General features: G+C 64.3%; 17 protein-coding genes. 5 read left to right on the forward strand and 12 right to left on the reverse strand.

Annotated features, from left to right (window positions below; all coding sequences use genetic code 11):
* Positions 1 to 50: 50 nt before the first annotated feature.
* From L2Y97_RS09970 to L2Y97_RS09980, 3 genes are read left to right on the forward strand one after another with little or no spacing between them, the layout of a single operon-like run.
* Positions 51 to 1,709, forward strand: a complete 1,659-nt coding sequence (locus L2Y97_RS09970) for a hypothetical protein (RefSeq protein ID WP_247436186.1) — start codon at positions 51 to 53, stop codon at positions 1,707 to 1,709.
* Entirely contained in the window at positions 1,706 to 3,256 is a 1,551-nt protein-coding gene (locus L2Y97_RS09975) for an oligosaccharide flippase family protein (RefSeq protein WP_247436189.1), read from the forward strand. The genes L2Y97_RS09970 and L2Y97_RS09975 overlap by 4 nt, the downstream gene beginning before the upstream one ends.
* A complete protein-coding gene (locus L2Y97_RS09980) occupies positions 3,253 to 4,386 on the forward strand; it encodes a GNAT family N-acetyltransferase (protein ID WP_247436192.1) in 1,134 nt (377 codons plus the stop codon). Before L2Y97_RS09975 ends, L2Y97_RS09980 begins: the two co-directional genes overlap by 4 nt.
* A gap of 20 nt (positions 4,387 to 4,406) precedes the next feature.
* On the opposite strand, the gene L2Y97_RS09985 is transcribed toward L2Y97_RS09980, so the two are convergent.
* From L2Y97_RS09985 to L2Y97_RS09995, 3 genes are all read right to left on the reverse strand, one after another.
* Positions 4,407 to 5,972 carry a hypothetical protein gene (locus L2Y97_RS09985; protein WP_247436195.1) on the reverse strand — a complete coding sequence of 522 codons (1,566 nt, stop codon included), beginning with the start codon at positions 5,970 to 5,972 and terminating at the stop codon, positions 4,407 to 4,409.
* Positions 5,973 to 6,044: 72 nt separating this feature from the next.
* Entirely contained in the window at positions 6,045 to 8,078 is a 2,034-nt protein-coding gene (locus L2Y97_RS09990; protein ID WP_247436198.1) for a hypothetical protein, read from the reverse strand.
* Between the two features lie 23 nt (positions 8,079 to 8,101).
* On the reverse strand, positions 8,102 to 10,090 hold the full coding sequence (locus L2Y97_RS09995) for a hypothetical protein (RefSeq protein WP_247436201.1): 1,989 nt from the start codon (positions 10,088 to 10,090) through the stop codon (positions 8,102 to 8,104).
* Positions 10,091 to 10,296: 206 nt separating this feature from the next.
* Between L2Y97_RS09995 and L2Y97_RS10000 the strand changes: the two genes are divergently transcribed.
* Positions 10,297 to 12,816, forward strand: a complete 2,520-nt coding sequence (locus tag L2Y97_RS10000; protein ID WP_247436205.1) for an autotransporter outer membrane beta-barrel domain-containing protein — start codon at positions 10,297 to 10,299, stop codon at positions 12,814 to 12,816.
* 227 nt (positions 12,817 to 13,043) lie between these two features.
* Positions 13,044 to 13,925, forward strand: a complete 882-nt coding sequence (locus L2Y97_RS10005) for a hypothetical protein (protein ID WP_247436208.1) — start codon at positions 13,044 to 13,046, stop codon at positions 13,923 to 13,925.
* Here the strand turns inward: L2Y97_RS10005 and L2Y97_RS10010 are convergent.
* From L2Y97_RS10010 to L2Y97_RS10050, 9 genes are read right to left on the reverse strand one after another with little or no spacing between them, the layout of a single operon-like run.
* The gene (locus L2Y97_RS10010; protein ID WP_247436211.1) at positions 13,922 to 15,118 is read right to left on the reverse strand and encodes a hypothetical protein; all 1,197 of its coding nucleotides are present in this window, start codon (positions 15,116 to 15,118) and stop codon (positions 13,922 to 13,924) included. The two genes, L2Y97_RS10005 and L2Y97_RS10010, sit on opposite strands and share 4 nt — an antisense overlap.
* Complete coding sequence (locus tag L2Y97_RS10015) at positions 15,115 to 16,299, reverse strand: glycosyltransferase family 4 protein (protein WP_247436212.1); 1,185 nt, start codon at positions 16,297 to 16,299, stop codon at positions 15,115 to 15,117. The genes L2Y97_RS10010 and L2Y97_RS10015 overlap by 4 nt, the downstream gene beginning before the upstream one ends.
* The gene (locus L2Y97_RS10020; RefSeq protein WP_247436215.1) at positions 16,296 to 16,934 is read right to left on the reverse strand and encodes a polysaccharide deacetylase family protein; all 639 of its coding nucleotides are present in this window, start codon (positions 16,932 to 16,934) and stop codon (positions 16,296 to 16,298) included. Before L2Y97_RS10020 ends, L2Y97_RS10015 begins: the two co-directional genes overlap by 4 nt.
* On the reverse strand, positions 16,931 to 18,103 hold the full coding sequence (locus L2Y97_RS10025) for a glycosyltransferase family 4 protein (protein ID WP_247436216.1): 1,173 nt from the start codon (positions 18,101 to 18,103) through the stop codon (positions 16,931 to 16,933). The genes L2Y97_RS10020 and L2Y97_RS10025 overlap by 4 nt, the downstream gene beginning before the upstream one ends.
* The gene (locus L2Y97_RS10030; protein ID WP_247436219.1) at positions 18,100 to 19,218 is read right to left on the reverse strand and encodes a glycosyltransferase; all 1,119 of its coding nucleotides are present in this window, start codon (positions 19,216 to 19,218) and stop codon (positions 18,100 to 18,102) included. Before L2Y97_RS10030 ends, L2Y97_RS10025 begins: the two co-directional genes overlap by 4 nt.
* On the reverse strand, positions 19,215 to 20,573 hold the full coding sequence (locus tag L2Y97_RS10035) for a phenylacetate--CoA ligase family protein (protein ID WP_247436222.1): 1,359 nt from the start codon (positions 20,571 to 20,573) through the stop codon (positions 19,215 to 19,217). The genes L2Y97_RS10030 and L2Y97_RS10035 overlap by 4 nt, the downstream gene beginning before the upstream one ends.
* Positions 20,570 to 21,829 carry an O-antigen ligase family protein gene (locus L2Y97_RS10040; RefSeq protein WP_247436225.1) on the reverse strand — a complete coding sequence of 420 codons (1,260 nt, stop codon included), beginning with the start codon at positions 21,827 to 21,829 and terminating at the stop codon, positions 20,570 to 20,572. Before L2Y97_RS10040 ends, L2Y97_RS10035 begins: the two co-directional genes overlap by 4 nt.
* Complete coding sequence (locus L2Y97_RS10045) at positions 21,817 to 22,914, reverse strand: polysaccharide deacetylase family protein (RefSeq protein ID WP_247436228.1); 1,098 nt, start codon at positions 22,912 to 22,914, stop codon at positions 21,817 to 21,819. Before L2Y97_RS10045 ends, L2Y97_RS10040 begins: the two co-directional genes overlap by 13 nt.
* Before the next feature lie 5 nt (positions 22,915 to 22,919).
* Entirely contained in the window at positions 22,920 to 24,050 is a 1,131-nt protein-coding gene (locus L2Y97_RS10050) for a glycosyltransferase family 2 protein (RefSeq protein WP_247436231.1), read from the reverse strand.
* Positions 24,051 to 24,066 lie beyond the last annotated feature (16 nt).

Raw genomic sequence — 24,066 nt, forward strand, 5'->3', positions numbered from 1 at the left:
CACGGGTTGCCCGGTGGGAGCGCCGCCTTGCCCGTAGGGACGAGGACGCCTTGAATGTCGGTTCCGTCACGCGCCGCTTCCTGTTCCTGTTGGCCTGCCTGCTTGCCCTGGGCGCGGTCATGGGGCCGGATGCGGTGGCGGCGAACGCCGCCTTGCCGCCCGCTGCGCAAAAGATCGATGTGAAGCGCGTGGCCGGGCAGGGCGACTCCCTGCCGGTCTCGGTAGGTATTCCATTTCCACCGGGCATGCTGCGCGATGCGCATGCGCTTCGTATCGTCGATGCGCAGGGCAAGGAAGCAGGTGCGGACGTGAAGGTCATGCTGACCTGGCATTTCCGCGATGGCAGTATCCGTGCGGTGCGGGCGCAGTTCCGCGCGGCGCAGGGCACGTATTACTTCACCGTGGGCGAGCCTCGCCAGGCTTCGATAACGGGCTGGCCGTATGCCGATGGCCTGGTGAAGGGAAAGCTTGCCGCCGTGGCGACGCTCACCCCGCAATGGTTAACCGCCTCGCTCATTGCCGGGCCGCAAAGCGTGGCGCCCAAGGGTGAGGCCTACGCAGGTTATGTGAATGCCCAATTTGACTGGGCGCGCGAGCTGCCCGTCAAGGACACGACGGCGTGGCTGTTCGATCGCCCCTCGACCTTGTTCAAGGCCTATGTGCGCACGGGCCGCGCTGATTACCTTCAGGCCGCCGAGGATAGCTATCGCTGGTACATGGCAGGCATCAAGCGGGATGGGTTCCCGGAGAGCCCCTCGTGCGGTGGCGGCTGGCTACCCGATGGCAAGCCGTGCGACGTGAAGTACGTCTATATCGAGCCAATCCTGCTGGCGGTGGGGCTCACCGGCGACGACAGCATGCACGATGCTGCAACGGTAACGAAAATGGCGGACCTGTGGGCGAGCGGCGGCTGGAACAACGCGCCGGGCCCGTATCGCTCGCCACAGGATTATTTCACCGAGCGCTTGGCCGGTCTCGGCCTGATCGAGACGGTCGCGGCGTTCGAGCTGACCGGCGACAAGCGCGACCGGCAGCGCATGGAAGACCGTATCGCATGGCTGGATGCGCACCAGAAGCACAACCCGGATGGCCTGGGTGACGATGGCTCCTGGCGGAACAGCTGGAACGTGCACGAGAACGATCCGCATGGCGATAACGACGTGCGTGGTGCATCGCCGTGGATGAGCGAGAACATCATCGATGGGTTGTGGCATGCGTGGCTGGTCACGGGCGATGCGCGTATTCCACCGATGATCGTGGATTTCGGTCGCTACCTCGAGCGCTATGGCTGGATCGACCAGAAGCTGCTCGTGTCACCGCATAACTGGCGCAACGATTGCTCAGGGCCGGATGGCCAGATCGCCTGGTACTGGTCCTCGTCGCATGCCAAGCCGGCCGACATCACGAAGATCCAGGAGAGCGAAGGATGGTACAGCGATGGGCACACCGTGGAGCTGGGGCTTGCGGTGGCCGCGGCCCACTACTTCACGGCCGACCCCGCGCAGGCGGCGGCGCTGCAGAAGCGCTTCGACGCCATCGCCAATTCGTACAGCCCGAGCTGCGCGGCGATTTCGGATACGTTGCGCCGGTTCAACTGGAACAACCGCGGTGCCGGCGTGGCGCAGTGGATGATGGCCCAACCGGCAGGCGCCGGGCTCACCTCGCCCCTGCACAAAGCAGCTGATGTGGTTTTGGGAGACCGGCCATGACCCGCCGGCTGGATGTGCTGCGCAGCGTGGGCATTGTCACGGTGTCCACGTATATCGAGTACGCGCTTGGGCTTTTGATGAGCGTGTGGATCGCACGGTCGCTGGGACCGGCGGACTTCGGGCGGTACGCGTTTACGGTCTGGCTGTGTGGCTGGCTTATTGTCTGCTCGAACCACGCGCTCACCACGTCGTCGACCAAGTTCATTGCCGAAGCCGACGGCATGGGTGATCCGCGCCTGGCCTCAAGCCTGGCGGCGCGCTTCTCGCGCATCCAGGGCTGGAGCTCGCTGGTGGTGATAGGCCTGTTCGCGCTGGTGGCGGTGATTTTCCGCCCGTCAGAGTGGGACCAGTCGCTGTTGCCGATCATGCTGCTTGTGGTCGTGGCGGTGGTCGCCAAGGCGAACTACGCCATGCTCGTGGCCATCGGCAAGGGCCAGGAGCGCTTTGAGCCGGAAGCCGTCGCTACCGTCATCGGCGGTGTCGTCGGCATGCTCCTGGTGCTGGGAGCGATGTTCGCGCACGCGGGATTGCTCTCGTTCGTCGCGCTGTTTGCGGTGGCGTGCCTGCTGCTGAACCTGATCAACCGGATCATGTACCGGCGGCTATGCCGGCCGTATGAGCCAGGCGAGGTGCCCGCGGCGATGACCACGCGGGTGAACCGGCACCTCAAGCTCACCGCCATGCTCGTGCTGATGGGGTCGTTCCGCACGGGCACGATCGAGGTGTTCCTGCTGAATACGTTCACGGGCTCGGTGGCCGTCGGCTACTTCGCCATCGCCGGTACGCTCACCCGTGGCGCCGTGCAGCTGTTCTCCGTGGGCCTTACCTCCACGCTGCTGCCGTACATGGCCAAGACCTTCGGCGAGAGCGGCACGGCGAAGGCTGCGCGGTTCCTCTCCGAGGCGACGCGGTTCTACTGGGCGGTGGGCATCTGTATTGCGGGGCTCGGCGTGGTGACTACGCCTGAGATCGTGCGGCTCATGTATGGCACGCGTTATGTCGATGCCATACCGGCGATCGAGGCGACCCTGGTCCTGGGTGGTTTGCTTCTCATCGGCAACGGCATCGCCGCGTTCCAGACGGTCGTCGATCGCCAGGACGATCGTGTACGCATCGCCGTCGTCGCGCTGGTGGCCAATGCGGTATTGGGTGGCGCGTTGATCCCGCCGTTCGGCCTGGCGGGCGCGGTAGGTACCTATGCCGCCACGCGTATCGTCGAGATGGCCCTGGCCGTGCATTACCTGCGCAAGGCCACGCACGGTGGGCTGCCCGTTGCGGCCATGGTGCGGCTGTTTGCCGTGGGCGTGATCGCCACGGCCGCCGCGTGGGCCGCGACCGAAGCCACGCCCTCGCGTCTCGGCTTTCTGGTCGGCGCCGTGGCTTTCATGGTCATCTATATCCCCGGTAGCGCCTGGGTGCGCTACTGGTCCGCCGATGATCTCCAGTTGATGGCAGGCATCAGCCGCAGGCTGGGTCCGCCCGGGCGCGCGCTCTCGCGCGTGCTCGCCATCGTGCCGCCGTCGGCGGCAAAGGCAGCAAGCCCATGAACTACCTGTGCTCGATCCTGCATTCCCTGGAGGCGTTGCGCGACGCGCGTGACGAGATGGCTGCCCTGGCGGAGACGCCTGGCGGCTGCGACGGCATCGTGCAGCACCCGGACTGGATCACCTACGAGGTAGAAAGTCGCGAAGATGGTACCGCGCCGCATGTGGTGGTTGTTCGCGATGGCGCCGGGCGCATGGTGGGCTATGCGCCGTTGCTGGCAATCAAGCACACCGCGCGCCTCGAAATGGCCGGGCGCCGGGTACGCCTTTACCATGGTGCAGCGTTGCGCCTGCTGGGCGCGGGCGTGGTCTCGGCAACGGAAGATCGTTCAACGGTCATGCTGGCCGTGGTGCGGCAGCTGCACGGGGATGCGAATATCCGCGTCGTACGCATCCAGGAGAGCCCACTGCCTAACCCGTTCGCGCAGGCGCTGGGCAAGGGCGAGGATATGCGCCAGGTGCCAGCCAATTTGCTTGAGCAGGTGCAGTGGACGATCCAGGGGCAGCGTTCCTCAGAGGCGTGGCTGGCCCAGATGGACAAGAAGCGGCGCACCGATCTGTCGCAGCGGGTGGGTCGCGCCTATCGCAAGCTTGGCGGCGATGCCGCGTTGCATACCTTTGATACGCCCGAGTCGATGCCTGAGTACTGCCGGCTCATGAATGAGCTGTATGCGCGCACCTGGCACCATGACGACCTGCCCATCCGCTGGGACCATCCATTGCGCGTGGCGTTGTTCCAGAGGCTGGCGGCGGCGGGGCATCTGGTGGGCAACATCGTGCTTCGCGATGGAAAGCCGTTAGCCTATGTGCACGGCTACCGTATCGCCGGCACATACCTGGTTGATGATCTCGGATACGATGAAGAGATCGCGAAAATCGGCCTTGGGTCAGTCGCCGTCTTCCAGGCGATCAAGGCTTTGCTTGATCGCTTCCCCGGCGAACGGGTGAGCTTCGGCTACGGCGATAACCAGTACAAGCGCCTGCTCGCGACCCATAGCGAGCCCTGCGGCTCGCTATACGTCGTGCGCTCCACTGGGGCTACGGCAGGCTTCCATGCCTACGCGCCGGTCCGCTGGCTTTACCGAGGTCTGCATCGCGTTCGCGAAGATATGCGGGCTCGCAAACGCGTTTGATCCCGTGGCAGCGTGCCGCGTCACCAGGTGAGCGTGAAGTTGTCGATGATCGCCGTCACCCGGCGGGGATCGTGGGATGTGTCCTTTCTAAGCACAATGGTGCCGATGCGATCGCCGTAATCCGCGGCGTCCAGCTGCACCCAGAGACCGGGTAGGCCGGTCGTGGGAACCTTGTGTTGTGCATCGGCCAGGCGGTTGCCGTGCGCGTCGAAAATATCCAGATGGAACGGTGAACCATTTCCATTCGGGCCCAGGGCGCCGTAACCAAACCGGACGGACGTACATGGCTGCGCGAACTCCATGCGCAGTGCGGACACATCGTCATGCGCACACAGGAAGGCGCCGCCATGGAACGGCGTGATACTCGCCTTGCCCCCACGGATGTACCACGCGCCCTTTTCCGCAATGAAGGTGATGAAAGGGCGTTTCAGTGCATCGAACGGGCGCGGGGTCAGGTTATCAAGGTCGTCCATCGCGATGACGGGTGGCGGGTTGATCGCCTGCACGCGCAGATCAAGCCAATCGGATTCGAGTGTATGCAGGCACTCGCGGCGCGTGCCGCGGGACGTTTCCACGTTACCGAACGTTTTTACCCGGTAACACGCCCGAACGTAGCCACCATCCAGCTCAGCCACTTCCGGGCCTGGAACGGGAAAGATAAGGCCCGACCGGTCGCGCGCCTCGCGACCGAGCGCGGATTCCTCGAACCGGGTGGGTTCGCCATTTGCCTTCATGCCCAGCCACACAAGGTGGCATTCGTCGTCGCCCGCCAGGCCGGGCCAGGCGGGCACGTCCACGCACGCGCCACCGGCCGCCGCCAGGGGATCGAGCACGGCACCCTCGGCCTGCTGCACGCCTGGCGCCGCAAGTGCCGGCGCGTGGCCGATGACTTCAATGCGCCGCCGGATTGAATGCCGCGGCTCCGCACCGGGGGCGCAAATCGTGTACTGGGCCACGCACTGGCCGCCAACCGCGTGGCGTATCAGCTGCATGGGGACATCGAAATCAAGCGTTTGTCCGTCGCGGCGGACGGACGTGGACGGGGAGTGCCAAGCTTCCTGTTTACCCGCCGCTGTCGTGGCGTGCACGTGCAGGGTGACCCGGTCACCCACCAGTGCCCCATGGCCCTCCACGCGCATGCGTGCGTACGGGCCATGCATGCGATCGATCATGTACGCGTGCCCGCCGTCTCCCGCCGTACCTTCCGGCCACGGCGCGGGGGCAAACGCCCCGCCGAACCGCAAGGGTGCGAATGTCGCGGGGGCCCAGCCGGACCAGAGGCCTGCCTGGTCATGTACCTGCCAGCTGATGCGCACATCCCTCAAGCCGCCGAGGGTGCGCAAGGGTTCGTCGATCGTGACCAGCAACGGGAGGCCTACCTGCTCGGGGGTGACTGGTGGCAAGGCGACCAGGCGTTCCTCCCAGGCGACGATGATGCGATCGCCGACCGCCATTCCCGGATAGGGTGGAAGCAGTACATCCGCTGCCAGCATCCAGCCGGCCAGCACCGTCTCCAGTGAGGCGGGTGGCAAATGAAGCGCGATATAAGGTGATGGATAGGGGTATTGGGGGCTAGCGCCATTCATGGCGTACATCTCCAGGTTGTTATGAGGAAGAGGTGTCGCGCGCGCCGGAAGAGGACGCGCGCGACAGGCCGCCTATGCGGTGGGAACGGTCACGATCCACACCCAGGCCCCCTGCAGGGGCGAGCCAAGGCCGAAATAGCGGCGCGGCTCACGCGCCCCGGTGTTCGGGAACACCGCATAGCGGAAGAACTTGTCCACGGCGACGCTGCTCCAGGCGGCGTCGGCCCGCACGCTGGGAAAGCCGCCATACGCGGCTCGCATCGTGTCCCAATCGTCCAGCGAAGGGATGCTGGCCTTATGTTCGCCAGCGAGCCGCACCGCCACATCCCAGCCACCTTGCCGATCGAGGTCCACCAGATGGGTCACGTTGCTCACCGTTACCTCGTACGACGCAGTGGCGCCCCTGGCATCGGTGACCGTGATCACGGCGACGCCATTCCGCAGCGACGCGACACGCCCCGTGGCCTCGTCCACCTCGACGGCGCCACTATTCGCCGTGTAACGGTACGGCGGCACGCCCCCGGTGGCTACTCGTGCCATGAAAGTGTCCTCTGGAGGCACGGTTACGCGTTTTTCGAGACGGGTGATCTTGCCGGAGAGGGTAGCTGGGGTTGAGTCGATGCTCAAAGGTGCTGTGCTTCTCGCGATATTCAGGTCAAGCCACGGTGACTCAAGGTGTACCAGCGGCTCTTTTCGAATGCCGTCCCTATAGACGATGGGTGCCTGGATAGCCACCGCGTAACGTACCCGCAGGGTACCGCCTGCGATTCGCGAAACCTCATTAGTAGGGACAGTGAAAACCAACGTCTTGTCGGGGTTTACGTCAGAGCCACTAAGGCCGGCATGGAAAAAAGTGGCCTGTCCGTCCTCGCGTGTACCAACCCACTCGAGGTAGCAACGGTCATCACCATCAATGCCATCCCATGCATCCACCACGACATGGGCTCCATCGTCCACGGCGGCCGGATCAAGTGTCCCGTCGAGCGCCTCCCGCACAGATGGGGCCATCAGCTGTCGAGGAACCCCCTCAATGGCCAGGTGACGGCGGCGCGACGTTGCCACCTTCGTACCGCCTGACATAATGGAGTAGCCGGCAGACGCGCGGCCCGCTGACAGGGAGGCAACCTTGTCATGCGGGATGATCGTATCCAGGGCCTGATTAGGCCTTTGCACGCGAATCGGTGGACACGTGAAATCAACGGCCTTTCCTGCGGCTGTCACACCCGTCCAGGAAACGACGATATCGTCGCCCGCTTGGGCCGGATGCCCTTCCACGCGCACATGTAAGTCGCGGTCGCCAAGGGTTGCGAGGTCGACGACCTTGCCTTCATCACGAACCGTTCCATCAACCCATGGTGCCGGAGGTGCGTCACCACCAGGGGGTACGTCAACGATGGCCTCGGGGGACCAGAGCGAGCGGTTCGCCACACGGTCGTGGACCTGATAACGCACGGCCACATCCTTTCCATTGGTGCCAGCGGCGACCTCCTTGGTGACGCCCACACGGATTGGTCTGTCGACCTCGTCAAGAGTGAGTGGCCCATGCCTGAGGGAGGTCGTGTGCCACTGCACAGTGACGCGGTCGCCGACTGCCATGTTCCGGTAAGGCGGTACTTCCACGAAAATATCGGAAAGATCGTCGGGCAGTGGTGATGGGAGGATCACTGGCGCGTCGAGTGACTCATTCCGGTTCGGCGTCTCAGGATTAGGGTCAAGTCCGCCAGGAACGGAAAGCTTGACCGCGACCTCTGCCTCGGCAGTTTGGTACGCTTCGCCTGTGTCGACGAGCGTTATACGCGCCGCGAGCAGCATGGTGCCCTCGCCGTGCTGCGCGAGCAACGAAGCCCGCACCTGGACGTGCGGCTGAAGGTTATCGACGACGGTGTAGCGGTGGCTTCCAACCACCTCCAGATCCGGTCCGTAGAGGATCTCAACAACGTCGCCCGTCTTGATATCGCCCCACGGTCCGGTTTTTACGACAACGAGGCGGTCGGGGTCACGCGCGATATCGTCATAGCCAAGACCTCCGTCGGTCGCGTCATAGATCGACGGAGGGATGAGTGCGATCGCGCGCGGCGAGACGTCGAATTTTTCGGTGTCTTCCATGTATCTCTTACCTTGCTAAATTATTAGGGTTTGGGGCGCCTGGCCGAGACAAGTACGTTACGGCTTCTGGTAGTCACCGAGCCGACGTTGTTTGTAGCGGTGTAGGAAAGCTCAAATCGTCCAAATGCAAGCGCATAGACGATCTCGCTTGAAAGCTTCAGCTCGAAAAAAACGGATCGCCCACGAAGCACGCCCCATTCGTCTTCCTTCGGATCTAGATCAGCCTCACTGATTTCGTGGTTGAGGACGCCCGAGGCATCAGGAACCTGGTCTCCGCCATCGAAAGCGTTAAAGCCGGTGTAGTTGATAGTGACCTTGTCACCAGGCTTCATGTTGGCGTAACCGTAAATGCGAACCGGCGTAAATCCCTTCACAAGGTCGCTTTCATGAATTCCATAGACGTGCTGAACATCTTCAAGGCGAAGTGCGTCGGGGAAGACTGCTCCACGCAACGGCGTGCCGCCACCAGGAAGACCATCGGCGCTATCGATTCGGATAGGTTGCACTGGCGATATGGACTTTGAGATATGTGGCGACAGCGCGAGATGGCGGACTACTGTGTACGAGAGGTGGCCAGATCCTGCGTGTTCCTTCAAGTCGCTCGATGGAATCGTCACCTGAATCGACGCATCGGGGTCATCGATCTCACGGGGCTCACCGACGGAGTCCCCGTTGATCACCATGGTTACGACGTCGTCCTTCTCCAATCCGAAAGAGCGAAGCCCTCGCAGTGAAGTGGACGGAATAATCGCAAGGGCGTCCTTGTCTGCATCCGCGAACGAGATCAAGTTATCCTCGCCACCAGAGGCGCCGCGGAGAATCGGCAAGGGGAGGGCCTCATTCTCAATGGAGCCGGGAAGCGGGTCGCGACCGCCTGGAGCATCAAGGTCGAACCTGCAGTCGGTGACGTCGGAGCGACTCGGAACGCCATTTCGGTAATGGGTGTAGGTAAGGGATTCAGAGAAGGCCGTACCTTTACCCGCCGCAATGAGGTCCCACACGAGGTCGTATGGAATGTGCACAAGACCCATCGGGTCCGAGGCCGCCTGCTCTTTGGTGAGTTGAAGGCGACCTACGAAGTTACGTCCGGCACGAAGAATCAGCGCGTCGCCTTCCTTTGCTCGGGGTGTGAGAGCAGGAATGGCCGCGGAGAGTACCGGCTTGATATCTTCCTCGGTAATGAGGTCATCATCGTACGCAATGACCTTGGGGCCAGGAAGGCGCTCTGGCGCATCGATAAGAAGAATGGTGACCGGTGTGACTGGCGACGCCTTGCTTCGATTGTTCGCTTTGTCCTCGACGTAATAGTAAAAATCCACTACGCCATCGACACCAGCTCGGCCGATCTCATTTTGATCAAAGGTGATTTCAATGAGGTCACCGTCGGGCGACGGCGGTACCACTTTGATAGCCGTTTCATCGGCGCCGTTTGGCCGGATAAATACGTGTAGTTTGTCGTCGGGGTCGAATCCCTCGTAATCGGAGACGACACCGCGAAGTAAAGCGCCTGGCAGCGAGTTCAGCGTTGCGAGCGACAATCCGTGCCGCTGAATGATGTCAGGGAATTCGATCCGTGGGAGGCGACGGTTTCCCGCGGGTGTGCGGTCGATCAGGATCTGTGTTGCACCCGATCGGACGGGAGGTCCGAACGGATCGGGTGTATCGCGATACGCGATATCGTGGAAGCGCTCGCTGAGCGACTTTCCGAAATCGACCGGCATGCGAAGGGCGACGTACTTCTCGTCAGTGGTCTCGCAAGTAACGGTTGTTCCCGGGACGATGTTGCCATCCACGACAAGGTCGAATTTGTTGCCGGGTGCGGTGTTGTGCCCGTTGCTGACGATGATGGGGGCGTGTACGACTAGCCCAAGATCGATAGCGCTATTCGGAATCACGCCGTCCGGATAGGCGGCCGGAATCGTTGGCTTGAAGTTGTCGATAACAGGATCGTCGAGGAACGGCTCGCTGCTGATGTCGGTGTCGTACAGGTTGGCGTGGTCTTCTGGTGGCATGCGTGTGACTCCATGAGCCCCATTGGCGGGGCTTCATAACGTAGTTGTCTCGCTTTCGCGGACCTATCGGGCGAGGACTCGTTATGTGTCGGCGATGTGCCCCGCCGGATGTAGGGCGATCCGCCGGCCTTGTCCGTCATACCTCTCATGCGCGAAGGACTACAACGCGTCAGGCATCGCGCACACACACAACAGGGAAGACCTACATGAAGAGCGATCGTTCGCATGGTCGAATGCGCCACCTCGATTTGCGCAAACCGCAACTTGATGGCGTACGGACTGATCATGAGGTGAAAATGAAGGGTAAGGGAGTTGGGCTCGTGTTGAAGAGCTCTGTAGTCATTCTTGGGGCAGCGGTTGTAGAGGGACGCCTACAAGCGAAGACGGTTGGTACTGACCAGTCGGTCGTTGTGTCCGGTACCGGCCATCCTGTCGACCTCTGGGAGCTGAGCAGCGGATCCAGTCTCACTCTATCCGAGGGAGCCCGCGCCGAGTACGTGAATATGTATCGTGCTCGCCTGTTTATGGAGGACGCGATACTGACGTCATCGAACGGGGCGGGCGTGAGCGCGCAACTCCGGAGCGAAGTCGATCTCCTTAGGTCCGCCGTGCACGACTCGGTGGGGGTCGGGCTGCTCCTTACCGGTAACCTTGATTCAACCCCCGAGGGGCGATCCACTGCGCGTATCGTGGAAAGTCGCGTCGACGGTGCGATTGCGGGAGTCGCGGTGAGCGATCATGGGCGAGTAACCGCGCTACGTTCGACCATCGCTGCTACTGGAGATGAGGGTGTGGGCCTGTTGCTTACTTCAGGCGACGTTCTCCTGGACGACGGGACTACCGTAAAGGGTTCCGAGGCAGGCGCGGCTATGGGCTACGACCACCGGCTCGCGGCTGGAGCGACGCGGTTAGTCGTGGCGAACAAGTCGTCCGTCACGGCGGTTACTGGACCGGCCATCGTGGTCACGGGTCACGGGGGAGACGTTCACGCCGCGGAGATCTTTGTTCGCGACGGTGCGACGGTCCGGTCTGGAGGTGGAGTGGCGCTCGGGGCGCGCAACGGGGCGCGTGTGACGTTCGGGATCGACCGCGCAGAGGTGATTGGCGATGTTCTCGTTTCCAGCGATTCCAGCGCGCGGGTCCGCGTTGGTCGTGGAGGCGTCCTTCGAGGGTCCGCGCAAGGTCCCGTGAACGTCTCACTCGGGCGGGCCGGACACTGGTTTGTTCGAGGCGACAGTCAAATTAGTGAACTCGTCTTCGAGGGGGGCGGTCTTGAACTTGATTGCGGCGTGGGGGCGGCGCGAAGCTTGCGAGTGAACGGCAACGTCACAGGCACGGCCGGCGCCGTCGGGCTCAACGTTCATATGAATGCTGAAAGTCCGAGTAGCACATGGTCGGACTCCTTAGTCGTGCGTGGAGATGTCGACGTGTCACGGCCGATCGATCTGGTCGTGAACGTCACGGGTACTCCGTTTAACACGGATGCCAACGCGGATGGCCGCGCGAGTGCTTCGGAAGGTGTCTCACTGGTGCAGGTTGGTGGCAAGTCCTCCGCAGATGCGTTCCGCCTGAGAGATCAGTTCGTTGCGCTGGGCGCGTTCCAGTACCAGCTAAAGGCATTTGCCGGAGCCGAGGTTGAGCAGGCTGGGAGCGAGAGCGATACGAGTCCGCCCGCGTGGGACTATCGGTTGGTCTCGCGTGTGGTGTGTGAATCCGAGTGCGAAGGACCTCCGTCTGGGAGCGGCGGAGGCCCGGGCGGAGACAGCGGGCGCCCAGCGGTCGCGCCAGAAATCGCCTCGTACGTTTCCGTTCCGGCGATGGTGTTTGCGTATTCTGACGGATCGGTGACCAGCCTCCACGAGAGGCTCGGCGAGATACGGGACCACGCATTCGAAGGGGATGTCGGAGGGGAGATGTTCGCCCGCTTCACAGGGAAACGGCAGCGCTATTCGAGCGATCGCTCGTTCAAAGGCTACGGATACGACTTCGATCACGCGGTAGAAGCGTGGCAGTTTGGCGGTTCGCTCGTTGGTCTGGACGGTGATAATGGTTCGTTGAGGGCTGGTTGGGCATTCGATCACGGGCGGTCGACTGTCGTGCCTCACGCGGTCGATGGCGACAGCGTGACGAGGTTGAAGTCGAACGGCACGTCGGCGTGGGTGACGTGGCGCAGCGGAGACGGCTTCTGGCTGGATTGGGTGGTGAGTCGTCAGCGGATGCATGGCCAGACCGACACGGCGGCTGGCGGTCCAGGCATAGGAAGGCTCCGGGCGACGTCGACGGGCATATCGATGGGAGCCGGCCTACCCATTCACATCGGGGGGCAGTGGCACGTAGAGCCGCACATCACGATGTCCACGCAGGGTGTTCGTATCGATCCGATACATCAGGGGAACGGCACGCTGGTTCGATTCGGTGGTGGTCGATATAGGACGGGCGCGCTCGGTGTCGCGATTTCTCGTCAGGACGACCGGTTCTCGCCGTTCGCGCGGATCGACGTCCGGTCTACCTCCGGCAACGGCATCCTCCTCGCTGGGACCGAAGGGCTGGCGGCGTCTCGTTTCGACGGAGGTCGGAATGGATCTGAGGCCCTCGTCGCCGGTGGCCTGACGGCGCAGCTGACGTCGCGCGTCCAGGCGTTCGGCGAAACGGGCTATCGACACTATCTTGGTCGCGGCGGGTTCCAGGGTTGGTCGGGCAACGTGGGGATGCGCGTGACTTTCTGATGACGAGCGAGGAGGTGGGATGGCCCACCTCCTTCGCGGACCCGGTGCGGCCGCGACGCAAGGGCATCGAGATACGGCCATGGATTCGACGTGGAGGTAGACGATTCCTTGGCCTACATGCACAGTAGTTCGAACGGAAGGCAGGAAAGCGCCTTCCCTGATAGGTGCGACCGCAACCGACAAGTACTTTGGCATCTCCTTCAGCGGAACACCCCAAGGAGTGCCAAATGAAACATCGAGGCGACCAAACGAAAGCCGGCGAGATCATGCAGGAGTTGATGTACGGGGAAGACGGCCGGCTCTCCGGCCGTCCGGTGCGCGGCTGGCGGATCCGTATGACCGCGCTGTTCCGCTGCACGGTGCAGCGCAGTCTGAATCCGATCGTCTTCCCCGAGGAAATGCTGCAGGAAGGCTTGTCGCTGGCGGCGTTGCTGGCCATGCCGAGGCAGGAACTGATCGGCGTAGTGCCTGACTATCGAGGCTTGCGTACGGGCGATATCGTCACCGTATTGATGTTCCACCGTGGCCTGCACCGCACGGTCAAGGCCGGTTCGATGTGTGTATGCCATGGCGATGCCCCCCTCACGTTCCGCTTTAACCGGCCAATGCTGGAGCAGTTCGGTGAGAACGGTCGGATCGATTTCATGTATGAGGTGCGCAGTGCTTCGGGGGATGTGGCCCTGCGCTGTGCCGCGGTCACCCTGGATGTGGCGGTTCACGACATGCCGGAACGGCTGCCTGCACCGGTGGTTCTGGCGAGCCAGGATGGCGTGGTCCGCGAAACGGACATCGTCCCTGAGATGGTGGTGGCTATCCCATCGGGGGTTGGCGGCTGCAAGCCCGGCGATCGCCTGCGGCTGCGCCTGGGCGACGCCTGGTTCGAGCCGATGACGCTTGGCAGCATGGATGTGGGGCGCGAGACGATTGCGCACTTCCTTGTGTCCTGCGACGACATCCTGCGACTGGCGTCCATGCAGCCCTCGGAGACGTTCACCCTGGATGTGTCGTTTGACCTGGAGCGCCATGGCACCCTCAGCCCGTCAGACGTAGGCAAAGTGCGCTTCGACCTTGGCGAATCGGATATCCCGTGTGAGCCGCTGTCGTCCTAGACCGCCGTCGCTGCCGGTGCCGCCTGGGCAACCGGTACATGCACCGGCGGTGCCAGTTCAAAGTCGCGATAGAGGTTCGGATTGCCGGTCATGCCCGCCTCGGCCGCCTTGGCGATGTTGTACATCTCGCGTGCCGTGACGTAGTGCAGCACGTAGTCGCTACCGTCGTTGTAACGCTGCTCGAGATACGTGTGCATGGCATCGACGGGGGCTCCCAGCAGCGTGTCCATGTCGCGTTCCTGCGTGCCGTGGGTGTGGATTTTGATGAAGATCCATTCCGGGCGGCCTTCCACGTGAATGCCCGTATCGACCCACTGGTCCACCCGGTCGCGGGTGGGCGGACAGCCCTTGCGGATATCGGAGTTCTCGATGCGCGGGATGATGCCGAACCGGCGGTTCTTCCAGTTGAGGCCAAGCACGCCCTGGATGATGAGCAGGTCGCCACTTGGCGTTCCGCCCACGCGCATCGGCACGCCGGTGTCATGGCCCTTCGGCTTTCCGGGGTTGTCCACCGCGTAGTAGATCGCATTCGAGGTGCGGGTCTGGGTATCGCTGGGCGCGGAGGGCAGGGTGAAGTCGGCGTAGCAGCCCAGCTCACGCAGCAGCCCCAGTTCGTTGTTGATGCCACACCAGCGCCCGTCGGGCCGGCTGTTGGCAAGGCACCAGTTGCCGTGGATGAAGGCGAACTTCAGCTGTCCGGTGACCGGGTCGCGCGGCAAGGCACCGTGGCGCTCGTTCAGCAATTTGTTGAACCGGTCGATCGTCGCGACGAAGTTCTCCGGTGTGTCGTCGTCGTGGTGCAGGTGGATCTCGATCTCGCCATAGCCATCGGCACACAAGGCGGCGATCTTTTCCAGGTGCTCCTCGACGTATTCCTCTTCCGGGTAGAAGAACCCATGCTGCGGCGGCCGACCATCCGCATCACGGTGGCGGCTGGCCATCTCACGGTACTCCTTGCACCAGCGATCCACGCGGTGGCGCTGGCGGTCCATGTCGACACGACCCCAGTTGGGTTCGAAGTGGTCCACGAAGCAGAACAGGATGTGTTTGGTGCCTTGCACCTTGGGCGCCTTGCGCCGGGTAAGGTAGCCCCATAGCCAGTACTGCATGCTGCGCGCGCGGATGGCGATGGTAAGGGCAGCGCCGGCCAGCAGCACCAGCCCCAGAAGCGAAAGGAGAACGATACCGATCATGCGGCGGCTCCCGCAGGCACGAGGGTGAGAAGTTGCTCGGCGTTATTTCGCCACTGACGCTCGCTGGCGATGTAGTCACGGGCCGCCGCGCCAACCCGGCGGCGCTCGTCCGCTTCGCTGGCCAGGGCCAGCACGCGTTCCACGCAGGCGGTGGCATCGCCGCGCGGGAACAGCCAGCCGGTACGGCCATCGGCAATGACCTCGGCGACCGGTGCATAGTCCGGCGCCACCACGGCCACGCCCATCCCCATCAGCTCGAACAGCTTCATGGGCGATCCGTAGTGGTTTGAATTGGGCAGCACGGCGTAATCCATGCAGGCGATCCAGCTGGCGATCTCGTCGTGCGGCACGCGGCCCGGCAGCAGTACGCGGTCGCTAAGGCCCCGAGCGGCCACGAGGTCGCGCACGGCGGGCAGGGTCTTGCCATCGCCCACGAATACCAGCGCCAGCCCGGGTGCCTGGTCCAGGCGGTTGGCGATGGCTTCCACGAAGCCGTCCACGCCATGCCAGTGCGCGAACACACCGATATGGCCGCACACGGTCAGCCCGGTAAGCCCGCGCGCGGCGCGCAGGGCCTCGCGGTCGAACTTCGCCGGGTCGAAGCGCGGCAGGTCCACGGCGTTGGGCGATATCACGGAGGGCGCGATATCACCGTACGCTTCCACGGCCTTGTCGCGAAAATAGGTGGAGATGAAGACCAGGCCCGTGGCCTGGCGGAAGCACCAGCGTTCCACGCGGCGAGCCAGGCCGCGCATGGTCAGCGGCCGCACGCGCTCAACGAGTGCGGAATCGTTGATCTCCAGCACGATGGGAATGCCGCGCCGGCGGGCCATCCACACCGTGGCAAACAGGAACAGTGAATACCGCTCGTAGACCAGCCGCGGCGGCGTCACGCGCCAGGCCCGCGCCATGCGCACGAACGTCACCAGGTTGTAGAGCAGCTCGAACATTTCGAACACCACACCCGGTAGCCGGCTCACAAGCGCGGCAAGCCCTGTCCTCCCCGACGCCGAACTGCCGGCAGCCGATGCAGGCGCCTCTTGTTCATGCTCCGGATCGGCCCCCGGGAACGACATGACCGACACGCTATGCCCCAACTCGCGCAGCGCATTCACGATACCTCGGATATGCACGCCCTCGACATGGCGGCCGCGCGTGCGGTGGTGATAGAGGATGTTCACGCGTTGCTTCCCGGTAGCGCATCGAAGCGCATGCCCTGGGCCAGCCATTCGGGCAGCAAGGTATCGAGGGCATCCGCAGCCTTGTCGCTGTCGTCGTGCATGAGCACGATGTCACCAGCGGCGGGTGGATCGTTGCGCAGGCGATCGATCAGCCAGTCGATCGGCTTGTCCTGGTAATCCAGGCTGTCGTACGACCAGTAAACGAAGCTGCGCTTGCGCCGGGCAAAATGCATTAGCAGTTGCGCGCCGATATAGCCGTGCGGCGGCCGCATGCGGTGATGCGGCCGGTCGTCGAACAGGCGGAGCAGGGCATCGGTGCGGTACACCTCGTCCAGCTGCTTGCGCAGGTTCATGTTGCGGAACGACCAATGGCTGTACGAATGGTTGCCGATCATGTGCCCTTCGCCCACGATCCGCTGCACGATTTCCGGGTACTGCTCGATCTTCTCGCCGACCAGGAAGAAGCTCGCCTTCACGCCGTGGCGGGCAAGGACGTCAAGGAGCTTGGGTGTGTGCTCCGGTTCCGGGCCATCATCGAAGCTGAGGTAACAGGTGCCATCCCGCTTGGCCCGCGTCATCAGCAGGTGTTCGGGGAACAGGCTCAGCAGCTCGTGCTTTTTCGGTCGGCGGATCATGCGTTCATACTCACGTGAGCCGGCGCACCGCCGGCGACGCGCTCGAGCATGTGCTCAAGGCGATCGATGTTGTCGTCCCAGCGGAAACTGGTGGCGTGGGCGGCGATGGATTCCGCATCCACATGGCGGCCGAGCATGTCGGCCAGGGCGCCGGCGAGCAGGTCCGGATGGTGGGCTGGCACGAGGATGCCCGCGAACCCCGGCACCACTTCAGGGATACCGCCCACGGCGGTGGCTACCACGGGCGTGCCGCAGGCCATGGCTTCCAGCACCACGTTGGGCACCCCTTCGTTATGGCTGGGCAGGCACAACAGGTCGGCGGCGCGAAACCAGTCCGGCAACGCGGCGTGGGCGACCGAGCCCATGAAATGGACGGAGGGCGCGCAGCACAGCGAGGCGGCGCGTGTTTCCAGGGCCGTGCTGTCAGGGCCATCGCCGACGAAGTACAGCCGCGCATCGTGGCGCTGCTTTGCGAGCGACGGGAAGGCTTCGATCAGGTCCATGCAGCCCTTGCTGTTCTTCAAGTTGCCTGCATACAGGACGATGGGCTCATCCAGGGGAATGCCCAGCCGTTCGCGAGCGGCGGCGCGGCTGCCGCGGCGGAACAAGCGGCCATCCACCCCGTTGTAGATGGTTTCGACCGACGCCGGATCGGCGCCGATAGCCACGGCCTTGGCCGCGAGTGCCTTGCTCACCGCCAGCACGGCGCCCGCACCGCGCAGGGCATGGCGGATTTGCAGCCGGCGTAGCCGCGAAGCCGCCTGCACGTTCAGGTCACTGCCGTGCACCTTCACCACGTAGGGCACGCCCAGCAGCTGGGCGATCCACGCCGCGGCCGTGGCATCCGGGTAGGCCCAGCTGGCGAGGATCACGTCGTAGCGCGCGCGGCGCAGCTCGCGGCCACGCTGCCACATGACGCATGCCACATAACACAGTGCGTTGAGGAACCGGCCGATGCCTGGCGGGTGGTAGAAGGTGAAGTGATCGCGCTTCACGTTGGGCACGTGGACCTGGCCCTGCGCACCGGCCATGCGCTCGCGGAAATCCACCGCCGTGAGCACATCCACCTCGTGGCGCTCACCCAGGCGCTCGAACTGCTGCCGGTTGAAGGTGCCCCGGCGCGGATCCCACGGCGTGGGAAACAGGTTGGTGAGCACCAGGATCTTCACGGCAGCGCCTCGACATCGCCGAAGTACAGGCGGGTGTAGCGGGCGGCCATCGCCTGCAATGAGCCGTTTTCTTCGACCCAGGTACGTGCGGCGCGGCCGAAGGCAGAGGCTTGCTGTGAGGCGTGCAGCATCTCGAGCATGGCATCCGCCAGCGCAGGGGCGTCGCAGGCGGGCACCAGGCGCCCGGTCGTGCGGTCACGCACGATTTCCGCATTGCCGCCCACATCCGTGGCGACGATCGGCAGGCCGGCGGCGCAGGCTTCCAGCAGCGCCATCGAGTAGCCCTCCGTCACCGAAGACAACACGAACAGGTCCAGGCCCTGGAGGAGTTCGTGGACATCGTCGCGGTCGCCGAGGAAATGCACGCAACCTGCAATACCTTCGTCGTAAGCGCAGGCGCGCAATGTCTCGCGTAGTTCGCCATCGCCGATAAGCACCAGTACGGTATCGCGGCGGTGGTGGCGTACCGCGCGGAAAGCGCGGATGAGGCTCGCCTGGTCCTTGGCCCAGTTCAGCCGGCCCACCGTGCCGATGATCCTCGTGCGCGAGGGGACGTTGATCAGGCGCGCAAGGCGCTCATGCATCACATCGTTGGCCACGTCGAAACCATCCAGGCGGATGCCGTTGGGCACGACGCAGCATTTGCGGGCCGGGAACATGCCACGGCTCACCGCATCGCGGCGCGCAGCTTCGCACACTGCCACGACCGCATCGGTGGCGGACATGGCCCGGCGGAACAGCCACTCACGCCGACCGGGCTTGCGCGTGGCACCCATGCCATGCCGGGTGTTAACGACCTGGCGGATGCCCATGCCGGCAGTCGCCAATACGGCCTGGTAGTGAGCGACGGCGTTGTGGGTGTGCAGCACCTCGGTGTGATGGCTGGCGATGAATTCACGGGCCCGGCCGATGGCGCGCAGGTCGAGGCCGGTGCGCTTCTCGCAGGCGCGCACGGGGATGCCCTTGATCTCCAGCTCGGTCGCCATGGCGCCACGTTCGAACAGGCAGACGACCTGCACCTTGTGGCCTTCGCGGTGCTGCTGGGTCACCAGGTCGATGACCATGCGCTCCAGGCCGCCGCGGTTCAGGTTTTCGACGACATGCGTGATGTTCACGATTCCAGCTCCGACACGGTGACACGCAGCTTGCCGCTACGGGTAAGCGGAATGTCGTCGACGAAATGGCAGTGCAACTGCGCACTGTCGCCCAGTACCTTCGCCACTTCACGCCGTATGTAAGCAAGCGACGCGTCGTCGAAGCCCTGGCCGCGCACGATGGAAAGGTCCAGCCGGTCGAGTTGGCGTTGCACGAGCTGGAAGCGGGCCAGGCCTGGCACGTCCTTCAGCATGTGCGGGAAGAATTCGCCGGGCAGCACATGGCCGGCCGGGGTACGGATGGCATCCAGCTTGCGCCCATCCACGCTGGCCAGCAGGGGCAGGCCGCGGCCGCAGGCGCATTGTCCGTGGAAGTGTGTCGCCATATCACCGTTGACATAGCGGATGAACGGCATGCCGTAGTTGAACAGGTCGGTGATCGCCACCTCGCCGCTGCCGTGGTGCGTGGGCTTGCCGTCCACGCCCAGGGTCTCGACGAGAAGGTGATCCGCGTTCACGTGAAGGCCGTCGCGGTGTTCGCACTCGGAGGCGATGAGCATGACTTCGCGGCAGCCATAGGTGTTGAACACCGGTGCGCCACCAAACGCGCGCTCGATCAGCTCGCGCTGGAACGGGTGGAGGGCCTCGGCCGCACCGATGATCGACGCGGGGCGTGCCACGCGGCGCCCCTCGGAAATAAGGAACTGGGCCAGGCGGACCAGGGGACCGACGTAAGACACGATCACTTCCGGCCGGTACGCGTCGATGGCGTCGGCATAACCGGAAAGGTTCGCTTCGGTCATCGCAAAACTGTTGAGCAGCTTGCGCGCGAAGACGGCGTTGTAGATGCGATCCTTGACGCGATGCGCCGCGGTGGGCTCACCGACCGCGCCACCCCACAGGAACAGCGTGCGTCGCCCCATGCGCGAGCCGGCCCAGCCGTAGCCACGCCACATGACCGCGACGCGGCGATCGTTGCTCTCGCGGGTATAGCCATACCGCAGCGGCTCACCGGTGGAACCGCCGGTGGCCTTGTAGGCCAGCGTGTCCTTCAGTGAGGTGGCTTTCAACGCCTCGGCGTTTTCGCGAATGTCGACCTTGGTCAACACGGGCAGCAGCGCGACATCGCCAGGCTCGCGAATATCCGCTGGAGACAAGCCCATCTGCGCCCAGCGCTCGCGGTAGAACGGCACCTCGCGCTGGCACCAGTCGAGCAGCTTCTTGAAACGCTTGAACTGCAGCGCACGGATTTCATCGGCCGATAGCCACTGCGTCTGCGCATACTCGCGCAGGTACCGCGGCGTATCGCGACGGCGCAGGCCGCCCTCGTAGGCGGGCCACAACACGTTGCGCAGCAGGGGCTCGTAAAGGCTCATTGGGTTCGCAGCAACACGGCTACCAGCACGAACAGGCCGGCAACGCCGGCGAAGGCGGCCGGCACCCAGCGCCAGCCATCGCGGGAGAAGCGGAACGCGGGCAGCTCGGGCCAGCGGCGGCGGGCACCCACGTAGTGGCCGGCGACCACGGCGGCGATCAGGTACAGCACCACCATGTAGCTGCGGCTCAGGAAGAACGCGGCGGCAAACAGGCCGCACAGCGAGAGCAATAGCGTCAGGGCCAGTTGCCGTTCCATTGCCCATTCCGCCTCACGCCCCGGTTCGTTGGCGGCAGTATGCGGATGCCGGAGGATCGTCAACATCATCCAGAAGCCATAGCCTACAAAGGCAAGCCAGAGGATAAAGCCGAGGAAGCCGGTCTCCGCCAGCACCAGCACGAACGAGTTATGTGCCGTGAGCTCGTTGTACTCGGTGAAGTTGCCCGGGCCCACGCCAAACAGCGGGCTGTCACGGAACATTTCCAGGCCGGCGTACCAGGCATCCACGCGGCCGGCGGCCGATTCCTCGCCCGCATCCAGCTCATCCATGCGCGACGAAAGCAGCTTCAGGCCAACCAGGCCGATCACGCCCAGCGTGCCGGCGACCACCATGCCCTTGCGGTACCAGATATAGCAGCCGGCCACGATCAGCACCGCCAGCATGGCGCCACGCGAGTTGGTGAGGTAGGTGCCGTAGAGGAGCAGCACCGCGCAGGCGAGCCACAGCAGGCGGCCGGGCGCGCCACGGCGCCCCAGGAACACGGCCATGGGCAGGGTCGCGGCAAACAGAAGGCCCAGGTCGTTCGGGTCGTTGAAGATGCCCACGTACTGGATGCGGTTGCCTTCGCCGATGGGGATGCCGGTCCAGCCCATGCCTGTGCGCGCCTGCTCCACGCCGTGCAGGGCGAGTACGGCGGCGCAGGCCACCATCACCCCCATGGCGATGCGCACGCGCTTCTGGGTCGTACAGGAGGCGCCCAGCACGAAGAACGCGATCACCACGGGGCCGAAATGGGCCAGCTCATCCAGCGCGCCACCGGTCCAGCCGTTGGTCACCTGGGAGATCATGAGGATGAGCAGGAAGCAGGGCAGGATGATGAATTGCGGCGCTTCGAAGGTCTTCTGGCTCGAGCCCAGCCAGGCAAGGAAGGACAACGCGAGCACGACGGGAAGGATCGGCACCAGGTCCAGCCCGGGGATGTAATCCTGCGGGCGGATGATGGTGAGGACGACGTAGAGGAGGATCAGGAGGAACATGCCTGCTCCTGCGGTCCATGCGCTTCGTGGGCCGCGGTGGGGTAGCTCATCAGCTGCGGGAGGGCCAGCATGGCCGCGAACCAGCCGGGGCCCATGTTGGCTTCCACCGGCAGGCGGTATAGCGAGTAGCGGTTCTCGGAGGGTTCCGGGTTGGTGCCGCAGATGTAGCTGCAGGCCAGCTGGAAACCCGCGTTGCGCGTGGCGGCGATCACCGCGTCGTTGTACGCGCGGTCGCCGCCTACCGGGTACGACATGAGCACGGCCGGGTTACGCAGCTCGCGATCGAGCGTCCGCTTGGATTGCAGGATCTCGGCTTCCATCTCCTCGATGGGCAGCCGGGCCAGCATGCGGTGGTGCACGCCGTGCGAGCCGAACTCCAGGCCGGCCGCTTCCATCTCGCGGGCCTGGTCCCAGGTCATCGGGCGGCAATCCACCGGGCGGGCACCGGCCGAGGGCATGTTCCATTCCTGCTCCAGGCGTTCGGTCATCGCGCTCTGGCCATGCGCATCGAGCCACTTCATGCGCAGCAGCACGTTGCCGGCGATACGCCTGCGCAGCGCGCGCTCGGCCGGGAGCGGCACGTCGATGCCCAGTTCGGGAAGCACCAACCGCGGGGCCGTGGTCAGCAGGATCATGTGCACCAGCCAGTCGTAGGAATACGGCGTGCCGGTGTCGATGTGGCCGGTCGAGACGAAGAAGGTGGCGGGCACGCCCACGTCCTCGAGGATAGGCGCGGCAACCCGGTAGTTGTCGTCGTAGCCGTCATCGAAGGTCACCGCCACGGTATCCGGTGGCAGGGCTTCACCCGCGTCCAGCGCCGCCACGATGTCGGTCAGGCGCATGGGGCGGAAGTACTTTTTCAGGCGCAGCATCTGCTCACGGAATTCATCAGGCGGCGTGCTGATCAGCTCCATGTCGAATTCGTACGTGTCCGGGTCCGGCAGCGGCATGACCCGGTGGTACGCCAGGATACGCAGGTCGCGATGGATCCACGAGCGCACGCGCTGCAGCGAATGCAACAAACCGCTGGCGTAACACAACTCGCCAAGCCGGCCACGGATACCCGGAGCGCCACGTCCATTCATGTCGATCACCATAGGTGGAGCCTGCGGTTACGGGCGAAGGCCAGCAGGGCCTGCGCTGCGAAAAGGTTGAGGTAGAAGAACGCGACGGCGATGCGTGCGGGCATCCAGGTACCCAGCCGCGGGCGCATGCGCGCCATGCCGACCAGCAGTGCGCCAAGGCCCAGGCCGGTGAACGCCAGCGCGTAAATGGGGTGCCGGTTGAACAGGAAGCCGGTGCTGAGGAACAGCGCGACGATCAGCCAGGGGGCCAGCAGGCGCAGCACCTTGTGGCTGATGAAGCAAAACCACAGCGGATTGCGGAACGGCGAAAGCAGCCACGGCGCGAGTTGCAGCAGCTGGAAATTGCCGGCCAGCGTGCGGATCTTGCGGCGACGCTCGGCCTCGGGCTCTTGCGACGGCTGGTCCCACGCCATGGCGCGCGGTTCGAAGACCACGCGCTTGCCCTGCGCCGCGACGCGCATGGGTACCAGCACGTCATCCAGCACCGTGCCGGCGGGCAGCGGTTTGAACAGCGCACGGCGGATGGCATAAATCGCACCGGTAACGCCGATCATGGAGCCTGCGGTGCTCTCCGCATGGCGGATCATCTTTTCGTAGCGCCAGTAGAAATCCACGCCCTGGGCAAAGCCGGTGCGCACGTTTTCCATGTGCAGCTCCCCGCCCACGGCGCCCACCTCGGGATCGGCGAGGTTGGCGACCAGTTCCTTCAGCGCACAGGGGGAAAGCCGCTGGCGGATATCGGTCATCAACAACACGTCACCACGGGTGAGCGCCACCGCATCGTTCACGCACGCGGCCTTGCCGCGGCGGTTCGGGAAATCAAGCACCGTCAGGCGCGGGTCGGTACTGCGCCGCGCGATCGCCACCGTGTTGTCGTGGCAGCCATCGCAGGCCAGCACGATATCGATCAGCTCCGGCGGGTAATCCAGGCCCTGCAGGTTGGCGAGCTTGGTGCGCACATGGCGTTCGCCATCGTGCACGGCCACCACGATGCTTACCGTGGGCAGCCATGCCTTGCGCGCCACCGGCCGCGGGCGCAGGCGCGCCCACAGCGCGATCAGCAGCGGGTAGCCCACGAACACGTGGGCCAGTAGCAGCGCCGATCCCCAACAGGCCAACCAGGCGATATGTGTCATGACGTCTCCCCCTTTT

Origin of the sequence: Luteibacter aegosomatissinici, assembly GCF_023078495.1 — a bacterium.
Classification (GTDB): Bacteria; Pseudomonadota; Gammaproteobacteria; order Xanthomonadales; family Rhodanobacteraceae; genus Luteibacter; species Luteibacter aegosomatissinici.